The following is an 18,086-nucleotide window of genomic DNA, read 5'->3' as shown; positions in this document are numbered from 1 at the left end:
GGCTCCCTCGGTTTACCCCCTCTCCCGACGGCAGAGGGGGCACCTCGGCATTATCCCTTAACAAACCCTTTCTCTTTCAGGTAAGCGGCCGCCACCTGTTTGGCGTCCTGGCCTTCCACGGCGATCTGCGCATTGAGTTTTTGCAGCGTCGGCCCGTCCAGCGAGGCGAACACCGGCTTGAGCAGCTCAGGCAGATTGGCGTGCGCCTTCAGCGCCGCTTCACGCACGATCGGCGCTGGCGCGTAGATCGGCTGTACGCCTTTCGGGTCCGCCAGCGTCTGCAACCCCAGCGCCGCCACCGGGCCATCGGTGCCGTAGGCCATCGCCGCGTTGACGCCGGAGGTCTGCTCCGCCGCCGCCTTGATGGTCACCGCCGTGTCACCGCCGGCCAACGACAGCAGTTGGTCCTGATTCAGTTTGAAGCCATAGGCATTCTGGAACGCCGGCAGCGCATCCGGCCGCTCGATAAATTCCGCCGAGGCCGCCAGCTTGAACTTGCCGCCGCCGTTGATCCACTTGCCGAGATCCGACAGCGTCTTCAGATGGTTGGCCTCCGCCACGTCCTGACGAATGGCGATGGTCCAGGTGTTGTTGGCCGGCGCCGCATCCAGCCAGACGATTTTGTTTTTGTCGTAGTCGAGCTTTTTCACCTTCTCGAAGCCGGCCTGGGCGTTCTTCCACGCCGGATCTTTCTCATCGGAGAAGAAAAACGCGCCGTTGCCGGTGTATTCCGGGTAGATGTCGATCTCGCCGGAGGTGATGGCGCCGCGCAGCACTTTGGTGGTGCCGAGCTGCAGCTTGTTGGTGGTCTTGATGCCGTTGGCTTCCAGCACCTGCACGATGAGGTTGCCGAGCAGCGAACCTTCGGTATCGATCTTGGAGCCGACGCGCACCGAGTCGGCCGCCTGCGCCAGACCGCCGGTGGCCAGCAGGGCCAGTGCGACGGCAAAGGAACGTCCGCGTGATAAGGTGATTGCCATACTTTTCCTCTGGTTATATGTTTTCCGGCTCATGGGCCGGTTAGGTTGGAAAATCCTGAGAAACGCGCTTCCAGCGCGCAATAAATTTTTCCGTCGGCAGGGCATCGCCTTCCCCCTGCGGTTCATCGGCGCGCAATGGATGAACGCCAACGTCGATCGGCGTTAGGGCGTAATCGCGCAGCCACTCGCCATAGCCTTGCGCGACAAATCCCTGGCTGCGCTGCTGATACGCCTCACGCTCCGCCAGATAAACTTCGCGCAACCCATACCAGGGCAGGCCGGGCAGATCGTGATGCACTAAATGGTAGTTCAGATTGAGAAACAGTAGCCGCCACGGCCAGCCCGCCTCATTAATAATAGAACGTGCCTGCGGTGCGTCCACGGCGCGATGCTCAAAAAACGATCTTACCTTGGTCAGCGCCAGCGCCGGGTAGCTGATGACCAGCAGGTAAAACGCCGTGCCGATACCCTGCGCCTGCAGCCAGTTCAGCAACATCGCCAACAGCGACAGGTGCACCAACCACCTCGCCCAGGCGCGCCACTCCCCGGCGGCGAGCGCTTTCGCCGCCCCGGCCAAGGTCGCGGCGATATCCAGCGCCGGGCCGAGAAGCACCCGGCCGATCAGCGTATTGCGCACGGCAGCCAGCAGCGGCAACAGGCGGGGATAGCGCCGCCACTGCGCGGCGCTGAAGTAATAGCTTTCGGGATCTTCGTACGGATCGGTCAGGTGGTCGTTGCGGTGGTGGCGCAGATGCGAATCGCGATACAGCCCGTAGGGATACCACACCGCCAGCGGCAACAGGCCGAACAGCTGATTGACGCGCGGCCAGCGCGTCGGATGGCCGTGGATCAGCTCGTGTTGCAACGACAGGTACCAGGTGGTCAGGAGGATCAACAGCGGCGCGCCAAGCCACGGGCCCAGCGTTTGCCATCCCATCGCCACGCCGAACCAGCCGCCGTACACCGCCGCCATGATCCCCCAGGTGGGCAATTCCATTCGCCAATACCGGCGCCGATAAAGCTGCCTGATTCGTTCGCGCTGTTCGGGGTGCAAATAGTGGGCGTGGGACATGCTGCGGCTCGCGGTAAGAGATTTTCTCCCAGTATCCGTGAGCCGTAGCGGCGTTCAAAATAACGAAAATGGCAAAGCTAAGTGAAAATTCAGCGGGTTGCGTACTCGTAAAAGCGAAAAAACGGGCCGCGGAGGCGGTAATATCAGTCAGTTAAACCTGACTGGCATTTTTTATCCCATCTTTGTGTGTTTCGTGTAGCCTGAATTGCCGTAAATGTTCCGCATTTCTCTGTTACTACAATGAACGGCAATTGGAGGGGCCGAAGGCGCGGCCCCTCCACCCGCGCCTTCGCTTAACACCGTCTGTCCGCTGTGCGGATACCCTCGCCGCGTCTGCATTGTCGGGCGGGTCGGCTGCGACACACGTCCCTGTTAGTCTCGCCTCAACCGGCCTTCCCTGGCCGGTTGCCCCTGACAACGCCGTCTTGCTCGGCAGCCGGTGATGCACACTAAAGGTCAACACCCAAGCAGGCAGCTACCGCGCTATCTGTCCGTTATGAGTTTATGGCAGAGAAGAGGAATTGGAGATGAGCACGGTATTGGACGCCCTTGAAGACGCCGAACGCAGGCATAGCGCATTAGGAGAAACCGCCATGGACGGCGGTTTCAGGTGAGACAGGCAGGGACGCCTGTCGCAACCGGCCTCAATGCGCTATGGCGGAGGGAGGGGAGTTGGCAAAGCCAACCGTCTGATAGGGCAAAGGCGCAGGTTGCCAGGGGCCGCGCCTTCGGCCCCTGGCTCGGTCGAGGTGCAGGAGCCTCATGATGCACCTCTCATTTATCGACCGAAAACGTCACGAGTACTTCAAAAAAAACGCTAACAGACAAGCATTAACCGCGCAGGCGGCCCGTCCTTTACCTCCCTTCAGGGAACGAAATCGAGCACCACGGCGTTGAACAGCGCGTACTCAGTGGCGGTGGCCATCGGCGGAAACTGCGCGTGCTGCACCGCCGCGCTGGCCGCTGCGCACAGTGGCGCGTCGCCTCTTACGATCTTGCTGCTCGCCAGCTTGCCGTCCGGCCGCAGACGAATGCTGATGGTGCAGCGTTGGCCGCGCGCGCGTTCAGGCAAACGCAGCTCGCGGCTCACCGCGTTATGCACCCGCACCGGATAGCTGAGCGGTGCCGTGGCCTGCGTCTCGGCCTGCGGCTCCGGCAACGGGATGCCGGCCTGACGCCCGGTGCCGCAGCCGCTCAGCAACAACAACGCCAACAGGCCTAGTGTTTTTTTCATTCCCGATGTCCTTATTGGGGGATTTATCCTTATCGAGCGGCCCTCACTGCGCCGCCGGGTAAGCCTCGCCGTCATCCGCGAAACGCTGCAGCCGCTCACGCCACCACTTGGCCGCCAGACCGCTGGCGCTTTCCCGCCAGCCGAAATAGGCAACGTCGCTGCAGCGTTCAGATTCCACGCGTTTCGCCACCAGTTCCCCGCTGTTCAGGTAAGGTTCCGCCAGAGAACGCGGCAGATAGCCGCAGCCCAGCCCGGCCAATTGCGCCTGCAGCTTGGCGTCGAAGCCGAAGACCGTCAGCGTATCCTGTTCTTCCAGCAGGTTCAGGCTCTGCGGCGCGTTGACCCGCGAGGTGTCGCGCACCACCACCGCCCGGTGCTGACGGATTTCGTCCTTCGGCAACGGTTCCGGCAGCGCCGCCAGCGGATGCTTCGGCGCGACGGCGAACACGTAATCCAGCTGCCCCAGCCGGCTGAACGCATAGCCCACCCGCGACGGCGGCTCGCAGATGGCGCCGATGATAATGTCGGCGCAGCCATAAACCAGCGATTCCCAGGAACCGGCCAGCACCTCGTGGCTGAAACGCAGCCGGGTATGATGATGCTGCCGATAGAACTCGTCGATCAGCGGCAATAGGCGGGCGAACGGGAAGGAAGCGTCGATCCCGAGCGTGATCTCGCTTTCCCAGCCGTTCTCCACGTAGCGCGCCTGCTGCTCCAGATCCTGCGCCGCTCGCAGCAGCACCCGGCCTTTTTCCAGCATCAGCTTGCCGGTATCGGTGAACTTCGCCCGGTGGCCGGAGCGGTCCAGCAGGGTGATGTCGAGATCGTTCTCCAGCTTCTGCACCATATAGCTCAGCGCCGAAGGGGTTTTAAACAGTGCGGCGGCCGCGGCGGCGAAAGATCCGTGCCGGTCCAGCGCGTCCAAAATCAGCAACGCTTCCAGGTTTAATCTCATGCTTTCTCCCGTGTATAAAAAAACTCAACAAGTCGGCAAAAATTCTGCGGTATCTTTGAAATCGCCCTCTGCCTACCATGGGTTTTATCGGCGTTACACTCATCAGATGTTCAACCGAGATATCACTGGGAAGGTAAATTATGTCCAAGTTTCAACTGCTTGATAAAGACAACTCCGCACTGATTTTTATCGACCATCAACCGCAAATGGCCTTCGGCGTGGCTAATATTGATCGTCAGCAACTGAAAAACAACGTTGTTGGTTTGGCGAAGGCAGGCAAGATTTTCAACGTCCCTACCCTTTTCACCTCGGTAGAAACCGAAAGCTTCAGCGGCTATATCTGGCCGGAACTGCTGGCGGTACACCCTGAAATCACCCCGATTGAACGCACCTCGATGAACTCCTGGGAAGACGCGGCCTTCGTTAAAGCCGTGGAAGCCACCGGCCGCAAAAAGCTGGTGATCTCCGCGCTGTGGACCGAAGTGTGCCTGACCTTCCCCGCGCTGATGGCGCTGGAAGCCGGCTATGAAGTGTATGTGGTGACCGACACCTCTGGCGGCACCTCCGTCGATGCGCACGAGCGTTCGATCGAGCGCATGGTGCAGGCCGGCGCCGTGCCGGTGACCTGGCAGCAGGTGCTGCTGGAGTACCAGCGCGACTGGGCGCGCAAAGACACCTACGACGCGGTGATGGCGCTGGTGCGCGAACACAGCGGCGCGTACGGCATGGGCGTCGACTACGCTTACACCATGGTGCACCACGCACCGGCTCGCACGGTGAAATAATCCCTTGCCCCGGCCCTGCGCCGGGGTATTTTCAGGAGTCGGTTTTATGGCCCATCCGCAGCATGTCACGCTGGTGATCACCCACCGTTTGGCGCCGGGGAACGAGCAGGCCTATGAGGCCTGGCTGAACCGCATCATGCCCGACGCCGCGGGCTTCACCGGCCATTTGGGCGTCAACGTCATCCGCCCTTCCGGCGACGAACAGGCCTATACGGTGTTGGTCCGCTTCGACAACCTCGACAACCTGTACCGCTGGATCCACTCGCCGCTGCGCAAGCAATACATCGAAGAAGTCACCCCGCTGCTGCTGGAGAGCGACCATATCGAGATCCGCCCCGGCGCGGAGTTCTGGTTTACCCCGCCCAACCCCGGCGTGCGCCAGCCGCCCCAGTGGAAGCAGTTCATCATCACCCTGCTGGTGATTTTCCCTTCCACCAATCTGGTGCCCTGGTTTTGGGGGTTGGTGCTGCCGCAGTTGGACGGCACGCTGCTCGGCCATTTTCTCAATGACGCCACCGTGGTCGCCCTGGTGGTGTACCTGTGGATGCCTATCGTGACTCGCGTTTTTCATCAATGGCTGACCCGCCGCTAGGCGGTTCGCCGGGAGAATGTTATGAACCACCACGCTTCATTGATCATCACCAACGGCAAGTTTCACACCGTCGATCGCCAAAATCCCACCGCACAGGCGGTCGCCATCCGCGACGGCAAGTTTCTGGCGGTCGGCAGCGAAAGCGAAGTCATGCAGCACGCCGGGCCGGAAACCCAGGTGATCGATCTGCACGGCCACACCGCCATTCCGGGCCTGAACGACTCGCACCTGCACCTGATCCGCGGCGGCCTGAACTATAACCTGGAGCTGCGCTGGGAAGGCGTACCTTCGCTGGCCGACGCCCTGCGCATGTTGAAAGAACAGGCGCTGCGCACGCCGAACCCGCAGTGGGTACGGGTGGTCGGCGGCTGGACCGAATTCCAGTTCGCCGAGCGCCGCATGCCGACGCTGGACGAGATCAACCAGGCGGCGCCGGACACGCCGGTGTTCATTCTACACCTCTACGATCGCGCGCTGCTCAACCGCGCGGCGCTGAAGGTGGTCGGCTACACCAAAGACACACCGAACCCGCCCGGCGGCGAGATCCAGCGCGACGCCAACGGCAACCCGACCGGCATGCTGATCGCCAAGCCCAATGCCATGATCCTGTACGCCACGCTGGCGAAAGGGCCGAAGCTGCCGCTGGAGCAGCAGGTCAACTCCACCCGCCAGTTTATGCGCGAGCTGAACCGTCTGGGCCTCACCAGCGCCATCGACGCTGGCGGCGGCTTCCAGAACTACCCGGAGGATTATCAGGTGATCGCCGAGCTGCACGAGAAAAAGCAGCTGACCCTCCGCATCGCCTATAACCTGTTCACCCAGCGGCCGAAGCAGGAGCTGGAAGACTTCGAGCTGTGGACCGACATGCTCAAGCCGGGCCAGGGCACCGACTTCTATCGCCACAACGGCGCCGGCGAGATGCTGGTGTTCTCCGCCGCCGACTTCGAAGACTTCCTGCAGCCGCGCCCGGATCTGCCGCCGGGCACCGAAGACGAGCTGGAACGGGTGGTGCGCCATCTGGTCGAGCACCGCTGGCCGTTCCGCCTGCACGCCACCTATGACGAATCCATCAGCCGCATGTTGGACGTGTTCGAGAAGGTGAACCGCGACATTCCGTTCAACGGGCTGCACTGGCTGTTCGATCACGCCGAAACCATTACCGAGCGCAATATCGAGCGGGTCAAGGCATTGGGCGGCGGCATTGCGGTGCAGCACCGCATGGCGTTCCAGGGCGAATATTTCGCCGACCGCTACGGCATCGAAGCCACCAAACATACGCCGCCGGTGGCGAAAATGCTGGCGGCCGAACTGCCGGTCGGACTGGGCACCGACGCCACCCGCGTCGCCAGCTACAACCCGTGGACGGCGCTGTACTGGCTGGTTTCCGGCCGCACCGTCGGCGGCATGGCGATGTACGACGACAGCGCCCGCCTGGATCGCGAAACGGCGCTGATGCTGTGGACGCAAGGCAGCGCCTGGTTCTCCACCGAACAGGGCAAGAAAGGCCAGATCAAGGTCGGCCAGTTGGCGGATGTGGCGGTGCTGTCGCAGGACTATTTCAGCGTGCCAGAAGAGCAGATCAAAGGCATCGAGTCGGTGATGACGGTGGTGGACGGCAAGGTGGTCTACGCCGCCGGCAGCTTCTCGCCGCTGGCGCCGCCGCCGCTGCCGGTGCTGCCGGAGTGGTCGCCGGTCACCCAGGTGCCGGGCCACTACCGCTCCGCGCCGCCATCGGCGGCGGCCAAAGTCGGCGTGCTGAGCCAGGCGCACCAATGCTGCGGCCCGTGCGGTGTACACGCGCATCAGCATGACATTGCGCGCCGCTCCAGCATCCCTGTGTCGGACGAGAATGCCTTCTGGGGCGCGTTCGGTTGTTCGTGCTTCTCATTCTAAGTTGCTAGGTCAGCAACTTATTATGTAACTAGCTTAATAAGATATTAAGTTAGCAACATAGCAAACTAATGGCGCTGTCCACGGGAGAGCGCCATTTCATTTTCAATCGCGGTTGATCTCCAGCCAGCGCCTCTGCTCGGCGGAGGCGGCTATCGCATCCAGCACGCAAGACACCTTCCAGCCTTCTTCAAAGTCCGGCCACATGCGATCGCCCGCGGCGATGCCATTGACCAGATCGCGGATCTCCACCGTCTTCTGATCGTTAAAGCCGATGCCGTGCCCGGCGCTGATGCAGAACGCCGCGTAGTCCGGGTGCTTCGGCCCTACCAACAGCGTTTTGAACCCTTGCCGCTCCGCCGGCTCATCGTGCCGATACAGCTTCAGCTCCGCCATCCGTTCCTGGGTATAGCTCAGCGTGCCCTTGGTGCCGGTGACCACATAGGTCAGCCCCATCTTGCGCCCGCAGGCAATGCGCGAGGTTTCGATAGTGCCCATCGCCCCGCCGGCGAAACGCAGCAGCGCGCTGGCCTGATCTTCGTTTTCCACCGGCAGCAGGCGCGCCGGGTCTTGCGGATCCGGACGCTGTTTGATCACGGTCTGCATATCGCCGGAAACCGCCACGATATCGCCCACCAGGTAGTGGGCCATATTGACGATGTGCGCCGCCAGATCCCCCAGCGCACCCAGCCCGGCGCTGGCGCGACGGCAGTGCCAGTCAATCGGCGTGCGCGGGTCAGCCAGATAATCCTCATTGTGGGTGCCGTAAAAATGCACCACTTCGCCGATTTCGCCGTTGGCGATGATCTCGCGCGCCAGCTGGCTGGTCGGGTTCTTCATGTAGTTGAAACCGACCAGCGTTTTTACGCCCTTGGCGCGGGCGGCCTGCACCATCTCCGCCGCGTCGGCGGCGTCCAGCGCCAGCGGCTTTTCCGAATACACGTGCTTGCCGTGGCGTATCGCCTCCAGCGCCATCTCTTTGTGCAAGAAGTTGGGCGCGCAGATGTCCACCACGTCGATCGCCGGATCGGCCACCAGCTGCCGCCAATCGCCGGTCGAACGCGCAAAACCGAACTCGGTGGCGCGCTGCGCCGCCAGCTCGGGCGTCACTTCCGCCAGCATCTCCAGCACCAGCTCCCCTTTCAGAGGAAAGACCGTGGCGGCCTGCGCATAGGCGATAGCGTGACAACGCCCGATATAACCGGTGCCGATTAACCCAACGCGTACCTGTTTCATCATTTTCTCCCGTGATCGACATCCTGCATAGAACAAGGCGCTGCTTAATGAAACGCGCCGGTTGACAACGGGTTTATATGGAATATAAATTTCAATAACAAGCACACGGAAAAATAAAGTTCATATTCGTGATGCCGTTCATGAAACGTTGACGGGATGATGCAACGGGGAAAGTCCGGACACGGCGGGTCGTATCCGGACGAGATAAAATGAATCGTTTATTTCATATCAAGGTAAACCGTTGGCGCCGTGCTGCACGTAGCCGGGGCGTTGCAGCAGGCGCTGCTGATAGGCCGCCAGCGCCGCATAATTCGGCCGCTCGAACGGCGTCATCAGCCAGCGGTTTAGTGACAGCCCCAGCACCACGTCCGCCAGCGTAAAGGCGGCGCCGGCGGCATAAGGGCCGTGCTGCGCCAGATGCCTGTCCAGCAACCCCATCAGCCGGTTCCACTCGCGCTCGGCGGCGGCCAGGCTGGCAGCATCCTGATAATCCGCATGCCCACGCACCCGAGACATGAACACATAGCGCCAGGCGCCGTTCAGATCGGTGGCCTGCCAGTCCATCCACATCTCCACCGCCGCGCGCGCGCCGGGTTCCTGCGGCAGCAGATCGCGGCGCCCTTCTCGCCCCACCAGATAGCGGCAGATGGTGTTCGACTCCCACAGCACCCGCTCGCCGTCGATCAGCACCGGCACCAGGCCGTTGGGATTCAGCGCCAGAAACGCCGGCTCCTGCGTGGAGCGAAAGCCGCTGCCCCAGTCCTCCCGCGCCAACGGCAGCCCCAGCTCCTGGCAGGTCCACAACACCTTGCGCACGTTGATCGATGAAGCCTTGCCCAAAACTCTCAGCATCGGTTTTCCTTATTCTTTCCAGAACGGTTTATAGCCTTCACGCAGCGCTTCCGCACGCGACAAACCAATATCGATCAGCCGTGCATCGTCCAGCAATAATAATTCTTTTCGCGTCCTATAACGTTGCAGATACAGACGCCAGCGTGACCAACCTACCGAGCGCCGCCGCGGCGTACCAGAAAACAGAGCCATGTTGTTATTCTCCCTGATGTTTTCACGTTGCAGTCATCATGCTCGCCGGGAGGAAAACAATACAGATTCACGCTGGCGCTATTTTTTTCATACAGCTGCGCCAAAAAACCCGCTGAATGGTTTACTTTGAAAGCATCTGTACCGGTTTTTGAATCCTTTATCACGATGAGAGGCTTCTGTATGACACGCTACGCGACGCTGGCCGCCATTCTCAGCCAACGCATTCAGCAAGGGCTGTATCCGGCCGGCCATCGCCTACCTTCGGTGCGCGCACTCAGCCAAGAGCACGGCGTCAGCATCAGCACGGTGCAGCAAGCCTACCGGCTGCTCGAGGAACAGCGCCTGGTGGAAGCGCGGCCGAAGTCGGGCTACTTCGTGCATACGCGGCGCGCGCAGGCCGAGCTACCCGCCATGACGGCGCCGGTGCAGCGGCCGGTGGACATTTCACAATGGGAGCAAGTGCTGGAGCTGGTGCGCAGCCGGCCGCGCGAAGGCCTGATCCAGCTGGGGCGCGGCATGCCGGATATCGCCGAGCCGACGATGAAACCGCTGATCGTCGCCCTGCGCAACGCCGCCCGCCACGGCGACCTGCGCAGCCTGTATTACGACAGCATTCAGGGCGTGGCCGCGCTGCGCGAGCAGGTTGCCCGCCTGTTGCTGGATTCCGGCTGCCAAATCGGCCCCGATCAGTTGCTGATCACCACCGGCTGCCAGGAAGCGATCTCCGCCGGGCTACGCGCCGTTTGCCAACCCGGCGACATCGTGGCGGTCGATTCGCCCTGCTTCCACGGCACCATGCAGACACTGAAAGGGCTGGGTATCAAGGCGCTGGAAATCCCCACCGATCCGCTCACCGGCGTCAGCCTGGCGGCGCTGGAGATGGCGCTGGAACAGTGGCCGGTCAAAGCCATTTTGCTGACACCCAACTGCAATAATCCGCTGGGCTACATCATGCCAGACGCCCACAAACAGCGGCTGCTGACGCTGGCGCAGCGCCACGACGCGGCGATCATCGAAGACGACGTTTACGGCGACATCGCCTATCACTACCCGCGGCCGCGCACCATCAAGTCGTTCGACGACGACGGCCGCGTGCTGCTGTGCAGCTCGTTTTCCAAAACGCTGGCGCCGGGGCTGCGCGTGGGCTGGATCGCGCCCGGTCGCTACCTGGAGCGGGTGCTGCACATGAAATTCATCGGCTCCGGCGCCACCGCCACCCAGCCGCAGCTGGCGATCGCCGAATTTATCCGCGGCGGGCACTATCTGCAGCACCTGCGGCGCATGCGCGCCCGCTACCAGCAGAACCGCGACCGCATGACCGACCTTATCCTGAAGCACTTCCCGGCCGGCACCCGCGTCAGCCGGCCGCGCGGCGGCTTTATGCTATGGATCGAACTGGACGAAGCGTTCGACACCCTGCGGCTGAACCGCCACCTTGAGCCGCAAGGCGTACAAATCGCCGTCGGCAGCATTTTTTCCGCCGCCGGTAAATACCGTAACTGCCTGCGCATCAACTATGCGCCGACGCTGACGGCGGAGATCGAACAGGCGGTGCAGCGGGTCGGCGCCACCATCCAGCGGCTGATGCCAAGCGGCGTGCTGCAACCTCAGCCGGACTGAAGCAAAAACTCCGCCACCCGGCGGCGCAGATGTTCGATGCCCTGCGGATGGTGAATAAACTGCGCCACTGGCATCATTTGCCAGCGCTGGCCTTCATCGCCGAAGCGAATGGCGGCGATCTGCGCCGGGGCGATCTCGCTGGCCATAAACCAGGTCGGCGGGGAGCCGGGCAAAATGCCGTCGTAACGCCGCCGCCAGATAACCTGGCATTCGGCGATCGCCACGCCGAATTCTTCCTGCGTCTCCCGCTGCACGCACTGCAGCGGCGTTTCGCCGTTTTCCCGCCCGCCGCCGGGCAGATCCCACAGGCCGGGCCACGGAATGCCCGGCTTGTCGTCCCGTTGGTAAACCAGCAAGCGATCGTCGCACAGCAGCGCGATCTTGGCCCCGCCAAACGCCTCGTCCGTCATGTTTTCTCCGCCCCTTGCCCATCCTCTTTGACTGAACATCATACTTCATCCCCGCGCGGCCTGGTGTATAGTGAAAATCCGTTTTCACAACAGGCGAACAATAACGATGAACTCTCCGTTTCTGGTGACCCCTCAATGGCTTGCGCAACATATCAACGATGAAAATCTGGTGGTGATCGACGTCCGGATGTCGCCGGTCGGGCTGACGCCGAAGAAAGACATGCTTGCCGAGTTCGAACGCGGCCATATTCCCGGCGCGGTCTATTTCGATATCGACGAGGTGGCGGACAAAAACACCGCGCTGCCGCACATGCTGCCGACGGCGGCGGAGTTTGGCGCGGCGGTGGGCCAATTGGGCATCAGCGAACGCGACACCCTGGTGATTTACGATGAGGGCAACCAGTTCTCCGCGCCGCGCGGCTGGTGGACCTTCCGCAATTTCGGCGCCCGGCATGTTTACGTGCTGGACGAAGGGCTGAACGGCTGGACCGCGCTGGGCCAGGCGCTGGCAACCGGCCCGGCGCAGCCTGAGCCGCAGACGTTCAACGCCCGGTTCAATGCCGACGCGGTGGTGGATATGCAGCAAGTGGAACGGGCGTTAGGCACGCCGGTGCAAATTCTCGACGCGCGCGCCGCGCCGCGCTTTTATGCCGAAGCGCCTGAGCCGCGCCCCGGCCTGCACCGCGGCCATATTCCCGGCAGCATCAACATTCCGTACGGCGAGCTGCTGGAAAACGGCCGCTTCAAATCGCTGGAGGCGCTGCGCCAAACCTTCAGCGACAAGGGTGTGGACATCAACGGGCCGATCATCACCAGCTGCGGCTCCGGCGTGACGGCGGCGGTGCTGGCGTTCGGCCTGCTGTCGCTCGGCGCGCCGCAGGTCAAGCTGTATGACGGCGCCTGGAGCGAATGGGGCCAGCTGAGCGGCAAGCAGCCTATCGCCAAAGATTAGGTTTCGATCCGCTCGACCACGATCTGCGCCAGCCGCTGCACGGCGGCGGAAGGCTGATCCTCGGCGCGGTGCAGCACCACGCCAAGCTGGCCGAGAGCGGGCAGCAGATCGGGCGCCAGCGGCGCCAGGCCGGGCGGCAAACCCGCCGCCGTGCGCACCGTAACGCCCAATCCGGCGTTCACCGCCGCCCACACGCCGTTCAGGCTGCGGCTGGTAAAGGCGATGCGCCAGGGAATGCCGGCACGATCCAGCGCCTGCGTCGCCGCGCTGCGCATCAGGCAAGGCGCGTCGAACATCACCAGCGAAAGCGGCTCATCCCCTTCTCGCCAGGGCGCCAGCGCGAAGCCGGGCGAGGCGATCCAGTGCAGCTGCCGCTGCCCCAGCGCCTGATGAAACGGCGTGCTCAAGCCGCCATCCCACGCCAGCGACAGATCCAACTGGCCTTTCAGCACCCAGTCGATCAGCTCGGCATTGCGGGCGATGCGCGCCTCGATGCGCACCTTCGGATTGGCGCGCGCGAAGCTGCCCAATACCTGCGGCAGAAACGTCTCGCCGAAGTCCTCCTGCAGCCCCAGCCGCACCGTACCCTGCAGATCCAACCCGCGCACCGCGGCGGCGGCTTCGTCATTGAGCTCCAGCAGGCGGCGCGCGTAGCCGAGCAGGGTTTCCCCCGCCTCGGTCATCACCATGCCGCGCCCGGCCTTGCGCAGGATCGGCGCGCCGACCTGCTGTTCCAGCTTTTTCAAATGGGCGCTGACCGCCGACGTCGAGCGCCCTAACCGTTCAGCGGCCTTGGCGAAGCTGCCCAGTTCGACGCCGGTAACGAAGCTGCGTAAATCCTCGAGATCGAACGTTATTCGCCCCATGCTGACCATCCTGATTTTCTGAACCATCAATCAAAATAATACCGATTTTACTGATAAAGATGGCGTGTCACGCTCTCCAGGTCAATGTTTTTCCGGAGAATCCTTATGCTCGCGATGCAATACCGTTTCACCCTGCCCGCCGATTACGACATGGCGATCGTCCGCCGCCGCATCGCCGATTTCGGCCACCGGCTCGACGCCTGCCCGCAGCTGATCGTCAAAGCCTATCTGTACGCGCAGCGCAGCGAAGGGAGCGCCGAGAATCTCTATGCTCCCTTCTACCTGTGGAACAGCAGCGCCGGCATGAGCGACTTCCTGACCGGCGAAGGTTTCAGGGGCCTCAGCCAGGCGTTCGGCTGGCCGCGCGTCAATCATTGGCTGCCGTGGCTGGCGCATTTCGATCGTCCTCATCTGACCGAGGCCGCCTGGGCGACCTGCCAGGAACGGGCCATCATCCCCTACAGCGATCTGCCTGCGCTGCGTCGGCAACAGCAGGCGGCGCCCGGCGCGCTGGCCTCCATCGTGGTATTCGATCCCGCCGAGTGGCGGTTAGTGCGGCTGCATTTATGGCGTGAACCGCCGCAGTCCCCCGCACAAAACGGCCAGCTGTTCCGCGTCGGCCATCTGTCCGTCCCCTTTGACCACACTGCGCCGCGGGTTGACAGTCAAACTTGATATTGATAATCATTATCAACATTAAACATTCATTTGCGGTTCGCGGGATGCGGGCCGCTCTCCGGGGTCAACCGCCATGCCGTCATCACCGATCACACCTTACGCCACCACCTGCTGCATCGTGGGGGGCGGCCCCGCCGGGCTGATGCTCGGCTATCTGCTGGCGCGGGCGGGGATCGACGTGACGGTGCTGGAGAAGCACGCCGACTTCCTGCGCGATTTTCGCGGTGACACCATTCACCCGTCGACGCTGGAAGTCATGCACCAGCTGGGCCTGCTCGATGAACTGCTGACGCTGCCGCACCAGCGCGCCGAATCCCTGCACGCCGAAGTCGCCGGGCGCGACATCAAGCTCGCGGATTTCACCCGCCTGCCGACGCGCTGCAAATTTATCGCCTTTATGCCGCAGTGGGAGTTCCTCAACTTTTTGGCGCAGCAGGCCGCCGCATTCCCCCATTTCAGGCTGCTCACCTCGACGCAGGTTCATGAGCTGCTCTACGACCGCGGCCAGGTATGCGGCGTGCTGGCCGACACGCCGGAAGGGCCGATCCGCGTCCGTAGCCAGCTGGTGATCGGCACCGACGGCCGCAACTCGGTGGTGCGCGAGCAGGCGGCGCTCAGCAGCCGCTCCTTCGGCGCCCCGCGCGACGTATTGTGGATGAAGCTCAGCAAGCAGCCGGGCGATCCGGCCTGGTCGATGGGCCATACCGGGCCGAAGCAGAACTTCATCATGATCGATCGCGGCGACTACTGGCAGTGCGGCTACTCGATCGATAAAGGCAGCTTCGACGCGATCCGCCGCAGCGGCCTGGAGAAATTTTTGCTGCACCTCGCCGAGGTGGCGCCATTCCAGGACGATCGCCTGCAGGAGATCGTCGAGTGGGATCAGGTGAAGCTGCTGAGCATCCGCATCGATCGTCTGGATCGCTGGGCCAAACCGGGGGTGCTGTGCATCGGCGACGCCGCGCACGCCATGTCGCCGATCGGCGGCGTGGGCGTCAACCTGGCGATTCAGGACGCAGTGGCCGCCGCCAACGCCCTGATTCCGCCGCTGCGCCAGCAGCGGCTGCAGCTGAAGCATTTACTGAGCGTGCAGCGCCGGCGCGAATTTCCCACCCGGGCCATCCAGTTTTTGCAGATCAAAATGAGCCAACGCAAGCCGGGCGAACGCCGCGCAGCGGGCGGTTCGCGCCTGATCGCCCGCGTCGGCAACAGCCGCTGGCTGCCGCGCCTGTTCGGCCGCATCATCGGCCTGGGTTTTCGCCGCGAAACGCCGCGACATCTTGAAAATTAACCCGCTATACTCATCGGTTCCCGCTTCGATGAGGTTCATTCATGTTCACCGTCCGTCAGGCATTGCTGGAAGATTTAACCCAGGTGCGCGATATCGGCATCCGCACCTATCGCGCGCACTTCGGTGAGCTGTGGCGCTACCCGCACGAGCTGGAGGCCTTTCTGGCCGAGGATTTTTCCGTCTCCGCGCTGGAACGGACGCTGCGCGATCCCGACGTGTGCTGGCTGTTGGCCTATGAGAATGACGCCCTGGTCGGCTATGCGCGGCTCAACGTCGACAGCCTGCTGGCGCCAACACAAACCCGCGGCGCAGAGCTGCAGAAAATCTATTTCCTGCCGGGCCATGCCGGCAACGGCTATGGCCAGCGCCTGTTCGAACAGGTGCAGCAGCGGGCCATCGAGCGCCGGCAGAAGACGCTGTGGCTGGAGGTGCTGCAACGCAACACCGGCGCCCAACGCTTTTATCAGCGCCAGGGATTGAGCATTTGTGGCGAGACCTGCTACACCAGCGCCCAGGGCTCGATAGGCATCTGGTATATGAGCAAGGCACTGTAACCGCGCCCCGCTCCGCCGTCGTTTAGCGCGGCTCCCGCTGCAGCATCAGGAACAGCAAGGCAAACGCATTGGGCGCCAGGTAGATCAGCGCCCCCAGCTGCACCGCCAGCGGATCCTTCTTGGCCTGCCAGGCCATAAACCAGTCGCCGGCGACCACCATAAAGCCGACGCCCCACACCGCGATCGCGCAAAGCGCCCCCAGCATCGCCCAGGCCTTGCCTTTGGCGAAGGCGGCGTAAGGGCCTTTCAATCGCCCAAGCATCAGCGCCACGCCTACGGCCGCGAATAGGCCGGCCAGCGTTTCCAGCGTGGTGATGACAGCCAACCCCAACATGCAGGCCCAGTCGGCGCTGATCGCGCGCCACATCAGCCCCGGCGTTTGATAGGTATCCTGCATGGCGAGCAGCGGCCCCACCGCATTGCGCGCAGTGCCGGCGAAATCCGCCGTATTGTTCAACAGGCTGAACAGCCCCCACAGGGCTGGAAACAGGGACAGGACGATGCAACCGAGGCGTGACACAGTGATTTCGTTCATGGTTATCCTTAATGAATAAACGGGTAACTCCCGCCCTCATGACGGGACCGCTATTGAGATCCTGATAGTTTGACGTGCACAATGTAAGAACTAATCTTACAATGACGCAGCATAGCCGAAAGTGAGGAGGAACAATGGGCAGAACATTAACGGTAGATCTGGGTGACGAACTGCGTAGTTTCGTCGAAGACCTGGTGGCCAGCGGCGATTACCGCACGCCCAGTGAAGTCATCCGCGAATCGGTGCGCACCTTGCGCGAACGTACCGCCACCTCAAAGCTGGAAGAGCTTAGGCGCCTGATCGCCGAAGGAGAGAACAGCGGCGAAGCTGTCGAATGGGATCGTGATGTGTTCATGGAAAGAATACGGGGCAAAGCAAAAGGATGCGCAGATAAGTAACCGTTCGTCCAAAAGCGTTGGACGATATGGAAGAGATCTATTTTTACGGGTTGGCGCGCTTTGGCTTATAGGTGGCCGAAGATTATCTGCGCCGCCTGCATCAGGCTTTCGATAACCTTAGCCACCACCAACTCGGCAGAAACATCGATGCTATCGGCCCCGGCCTATGGGTATTGCCCGTCGCCAACCACCTGATTTATTTTCGTCAGCACAGGCGGGAGGTGAATATCATCAGAGTGCTGCATCATTCCCGCGATCCGCTCAGTCAATCCTTTTTCAGCTGATCCAACGTCAAATCGCCACCAGCCCGCGTACGCCGTCCTGTTCCATGGCGCTGCCGGCGCCGCGCTGCACGATGCTGCCACGCGACATCACCAGATAGCTGTCCGCCAGATCGGCGGCAAAGTCATAGAACTGTTCCACCAGCAGGATCGCCATATCGCCCTTCGCCGCCAGCTGCTTGATCACCGCGCCGATCTCCTTGATCACCGAAGGCTGGATCCCTTCCGTCGGCTCGTCGAGGATCAGCAGTTGCGGCCGGCAGGCCAGCGCCCGGCCGATCGCCAACTGCTGCTGTTGCCCGCCGGAGAGATCGCCGCCGCGCCGATCCTTCATTTGCCGCAGCACCGGAAACAAGTCATAGATCGGATCCGGCACCGTGCGCGCAGCGGCGCCGGAAAAGCGCGCCAGCCCCATCAGCAGATTTTCCTCCACCGTCAGGCGCGGGAAAATCTCCCGACCCTGCGGCACATAGGCGATGCCCGCCTGCACCCGCTGATGCGGTTTTTTACCGGTGATGGTTTCGCCCTGCCAACGGACGCTGCCGCTGCGCGCCGGGACCAGCCCCATCAGGCATTTCAGCAGCGTGGTCTTGCCCACGCCGTTGCGCCCCAGCAGGCAGGTCACCTCGCCGATGCGCGCCTCGAACGACAGGCCGCGCAGAATGTGGCTGCCGCCGTAATACTGATTCAATTCCTCTACCTGCAGCATCGTT

Annotated in this window: 21 protein-coding genes; 10 read left to right on the top strand and 11 right to left on the bottom strand. The window is 62.4% G+C overall.

From position 1 onward, the window contains the following. Positions 1 to 50: 50 nt before the first annotated feature. The 4 genes from C9411_RS15070 to C9411_RS15055 all read right to left on the bottom strand — a co-directional run bounded on the left by C9411_RS15070 (position 51) and on the right by C9411_RS15055 (position 4,241). Positions 51 to 980 carry an ABC transporter substrate-binding protein gene (locus C9411_RS15070; RefSeq protein WP_060442279.1) on the bottom strand — a complete coding sequence of 310 codons (930 nt, stop codon included), beginning with the start codon at positions 978 to 980 and terminating at the stop codon, positions 51 to 53. 40 nt (positions 981 to 1,020) lie between these two features. Then, a complete protein-coding gene (locus C9411_RS15065; RefSeq protein ID WP_107227381.1) occupies positions 1,021 to 2,052 on the bottom strand; it encodes a fatty acid desaturase in 1,032 nt (343 codons plus the stop codon). 865 nt (positions 2,053 to 2,917) lie between these two features. Beyond that, complete coding sequence (locus C9411_RS15060; RefSeq protein ID WP_063991274.1) at positions 2,918 to 3,286, bottom strand: cell envelope integrity TolA C-terminal domain-containing protein; 369 nt, start codon at positions 3,284 to 3,286, stop codon at positions 2,918 to 2,920. Positions 3,287 to 3,329: 43 nt separating this feature from the next. After that, entirely contained in the window at positions 3,330 to 4,241 is a 912-nt protein-coding gene (locus C9411_RS15055; RefSeq protein WP_063991273.1) for a LysR substrate-binding domain-containing protein, read from the bottom strand. Positions 4,242 to 4,381: 140 nt separating this feature from the next. Here C9411_RS15055 and C9411_RS15050 point away from each other — a divergent pair, with 140 nt between their 5' ends. From C9411_RS15050 to C9411_RS15040, 3 genes are read left to right on the top strand one after another with little or no spacing between them, the layout of a single operon-like run. After that, complete coding sequence (locus tag C9411_RS15050; protein WP_046686653.1) at positions 4,382 to 5,026, top strand: hydrolase; 645 nt, start codon at positions 4,382 to 4,384, stop codon at positions 5,024 to 5,026. A gap of 46 nt (positions 5,027 to 5,072) precedes the next feature. Next, a complete protein-coding gene (locus C9411_RS15045) occupies positions 5,073 to 5,618 on the top strand; it encodes an antibiotic biosynthesis monooxygenase (RefSeq protein ID WP_038880135.1) in 546 nt (181 codons plus the stop codon). Between the two features lie 21 nt (positions 5,619 to 5,639). Continuing rightward, entirely contained in the window at positions 5,640 to 7,511 is a 1,872-nt protein-coding gene (locus tag C9411_RS15040; RefSeq protein WP_107227380.1) for an amidohydrolase, read from the top strand. 102 nt (positions 7,512 to 7,613) lie between these two features. Here C9411_RS15040 and C9411_RS15035 read toward each other — a convergent pair whose 3' ends face one another. From C9411_RS15035 to C9411_RS15025, 3 genes are all read right to left on the bottom strand, one after another. Beyond that, entirely contained in the window at positions 7,614 to 8,744 is a 1,131-nt protein-coding gene (locus C9411_RS15035) for a Gfo/Idh/MocA family protein (protein ID WP_063991271.1), read from the bottom strand. Positions 8,745 to 8,972: 228 nt separating this feature from the next. Beyond that, positions 8,973 to 9,596 carry a glutathione S-transferase family protein gene (locus C9411_RS15030; RefSeq protein ID WP_107227379.1) on the bottom strand — a complete coding sequence of 208 codons (624 nt, stop codon included), beginning with the start codon at positions 9,594 to 9,596 and terminating at the stop codon, positions 8,973 to 8,975. Between the two features lie 9 nt (positions 9,597 to 9,605). Then, positions 9,606 to 9,788, bottom strand: a complete 183-nt coding sequence (locus tag C9411_RS15025; RefSeq protein ID WP_107227378.1) for a DUF1127 domain-containing protein — start codon at positions 9,786 to 9,788, stop codon at positions 9,606 to 9,608. A gap of 180 nt (positions 9,789 to 9,968) precedes the next feature. On the opposite strand from C9411_RS15025, the gene C9411_RS15020 reads away from it, so the two are divergent. After that, positions 9,969 to 11,408, top strand: a complete 1,440-nt coding sequence (locus tag C9411_RS15020; RefSeq protein ID WP_107227377.1) for a PLP-dependent aminotransferase family protein — start codon at positions 9,969 to 9,971, stop codon at positions 11,406 to 11,408. Here C9411_RS15020 and C9411_RS15015 read toward each other — a convergent pair. Continuing rightward, entirely contained in the window at positions 11,396 to 11,818 is a 423-nt protein-coding gene (locus tag C9411_RS15015) for an NUDIX hydrolase (protein WP_107227376.1), read from the bottom strand. The two genes, C9411_RS15020 and C9411_RS15015, sit on opposite strands and share 13 nt — an antisense overlap. Positions 11,819 to 11,924: 106 nt before the next feature. Between C9411_RS15015 and sseA the strand changes: the two genes are divergently transcribed. After that, the gene (sseA, locus tag C9411_RS15010; protein ID WP_063991266.1) at positions 11,925 to 12,770 is read left to right on the top strand and encodes a 3-mercaptopyruvate sulfurtransferase; all 846 of its coding nucleotides are present in this window, start codon (positions 11,925 to 11,927) and stop codon (positions 12,768 to 12,770) included. Here the strand turns inward: sseA and C9411_RS15005 are convergent. Beyond that, on the bottom strand, positions 12,767 to 13,636 hold the full coding sequence (locus C9411_RS15005; RefSeq protein ID WP_107227471.1) for a LysR substrate-binding domain-containing protein: 870 nt from the start codon (positions 13,634 to 13,636) through the stop codon (positions 12,767 to 12,769). The genes sseA and C9411_RS15005 overlap by 4 nt on opposite strands. Positions 13,637 to 13,741: 105 nt before the next feature. Between C9411_RS15005 and C9411_RS15000 the strand changes: the two genes are divergently transcribed. The 3 genes from C9411_RS15000 (at position 13,742) to C9411_RS14990 (ending at position 16,159) form a co-directional block, all read left to right on the top strand. After that, complete coding sequence (locus C9411_RS15000; RefSeq protein ID WP_107227375.1) at positions 13,742 to 14,311, top strand: DUF4865 family protein; 570 nt, start codon at positions 13,742 to 13,744, stop codon at positions 14,309 to 14,311. A 76-nt stretch (positions 14,312 to 14,387) separates the two neighbouring features. Continuing rightward, positions 14,388 to 15,605 carry an FAD-dependent oxidoreductase gene (locus tag C9411_RS14995; RefSeq protein WP_107227374.1) on the top strand — a complete coding sequence of 406 codons (1,218 nt, stop codon included), beginning with the start codon at positions 14,388 to 14,390 and terminating at the stop codon, positions 15,603 to 15,605. A gap of 41 nt (positions 15,606 to 15,646) precedes the next feature. Next, positions 15,647 to 16,159: a GNAT family N-acetyltransferase gene (locus C9411_RS14990; RefSeq protein WP_063991262.1), complete on the top strand. Its 513-nt coding sequence runs from the start codon at positions 15,647 to 15,649 to the stop codon at positions 16,157 to 16,159. A gap of 22 nt (positions 16,160 to 16,181) precedes the next feature. Here the strand turns inward: C9411_RS14990 and C9411_RS14985 are convergent, their stop codons facing one another. After that, positions 16,182 to 16,694, bottom strand: a complete 513-nt coding sequence (locus C9411_RS14985) for a DUF2165 family protein (RefSeq protein WP_063991261.1) — start codon at positions 16,692 to 16,694, stop codon at positions 16,182 to 16,184. A gap of 134 nt (positions 16,695 to 16,828) precedes the next feature. Between C9411_RS14985 and C9411_RS14980 the strand changes: the two genes are divergently transcribed. Next, positions 16,829 to 17,092 (top strand): type II toxin-antitoxin system ParD family antitoxin, encoded by a 264-nt coding sequence (locus C9411_RS14980; protein WP_107227373.1) that lies wholly within the window; start codon positions 16,829 to 16,831, stop codon positions 17,090 to 17,092. Between the two features lie 71 nt (positions 17,093 to 17,163). After that, positions 17,164 to 17,376 (top strand): type II toxin-antitoxin system RelE/ParE family toxin, encoded by a 213-nt coding sequence (locus C9411_RS14975; RefSeq protein ID WP_233221914.1) that lies wholly within the window; start codon positions 17,164 to 17,166, stop codon positions 17,374 to 17,376. Between the two features lie 7 nt (positions 17,377 to 17,383). On the opposite strand, the gene urtE is transcribed toward C9411_RS14975, so the two are convergent. Further along, a complete protein-coding gene (urtE, locus tag C9411_RS14970; protein ID WP_063991260.1) occupies positions 17,384 to 18,082 on the bottom strand; it encodes an urea ABC transporter ATP-binding subunit UrtE in 699 nt (232 codons plus the stop codon). Positions 18,083 to 18,086 lie beyond the last annotated feature (4 nt).

It is taken from the genome of Serratia sp. Nf2, assembly GCF_003028435.1.
GTDB classification, from domain to species: domain Bacteria; phylum Pseudomonadota; class Gammaproteobacteria; order Enterobacterales; family Enterobacteriaceae; genus Serratia; species Serratia marcescens_L.
The sequence above is the reverse complement of the archived record's forward strand: the minus strand, read 5'-3'. Positions and strand labels throughout refer to the sequence as shown.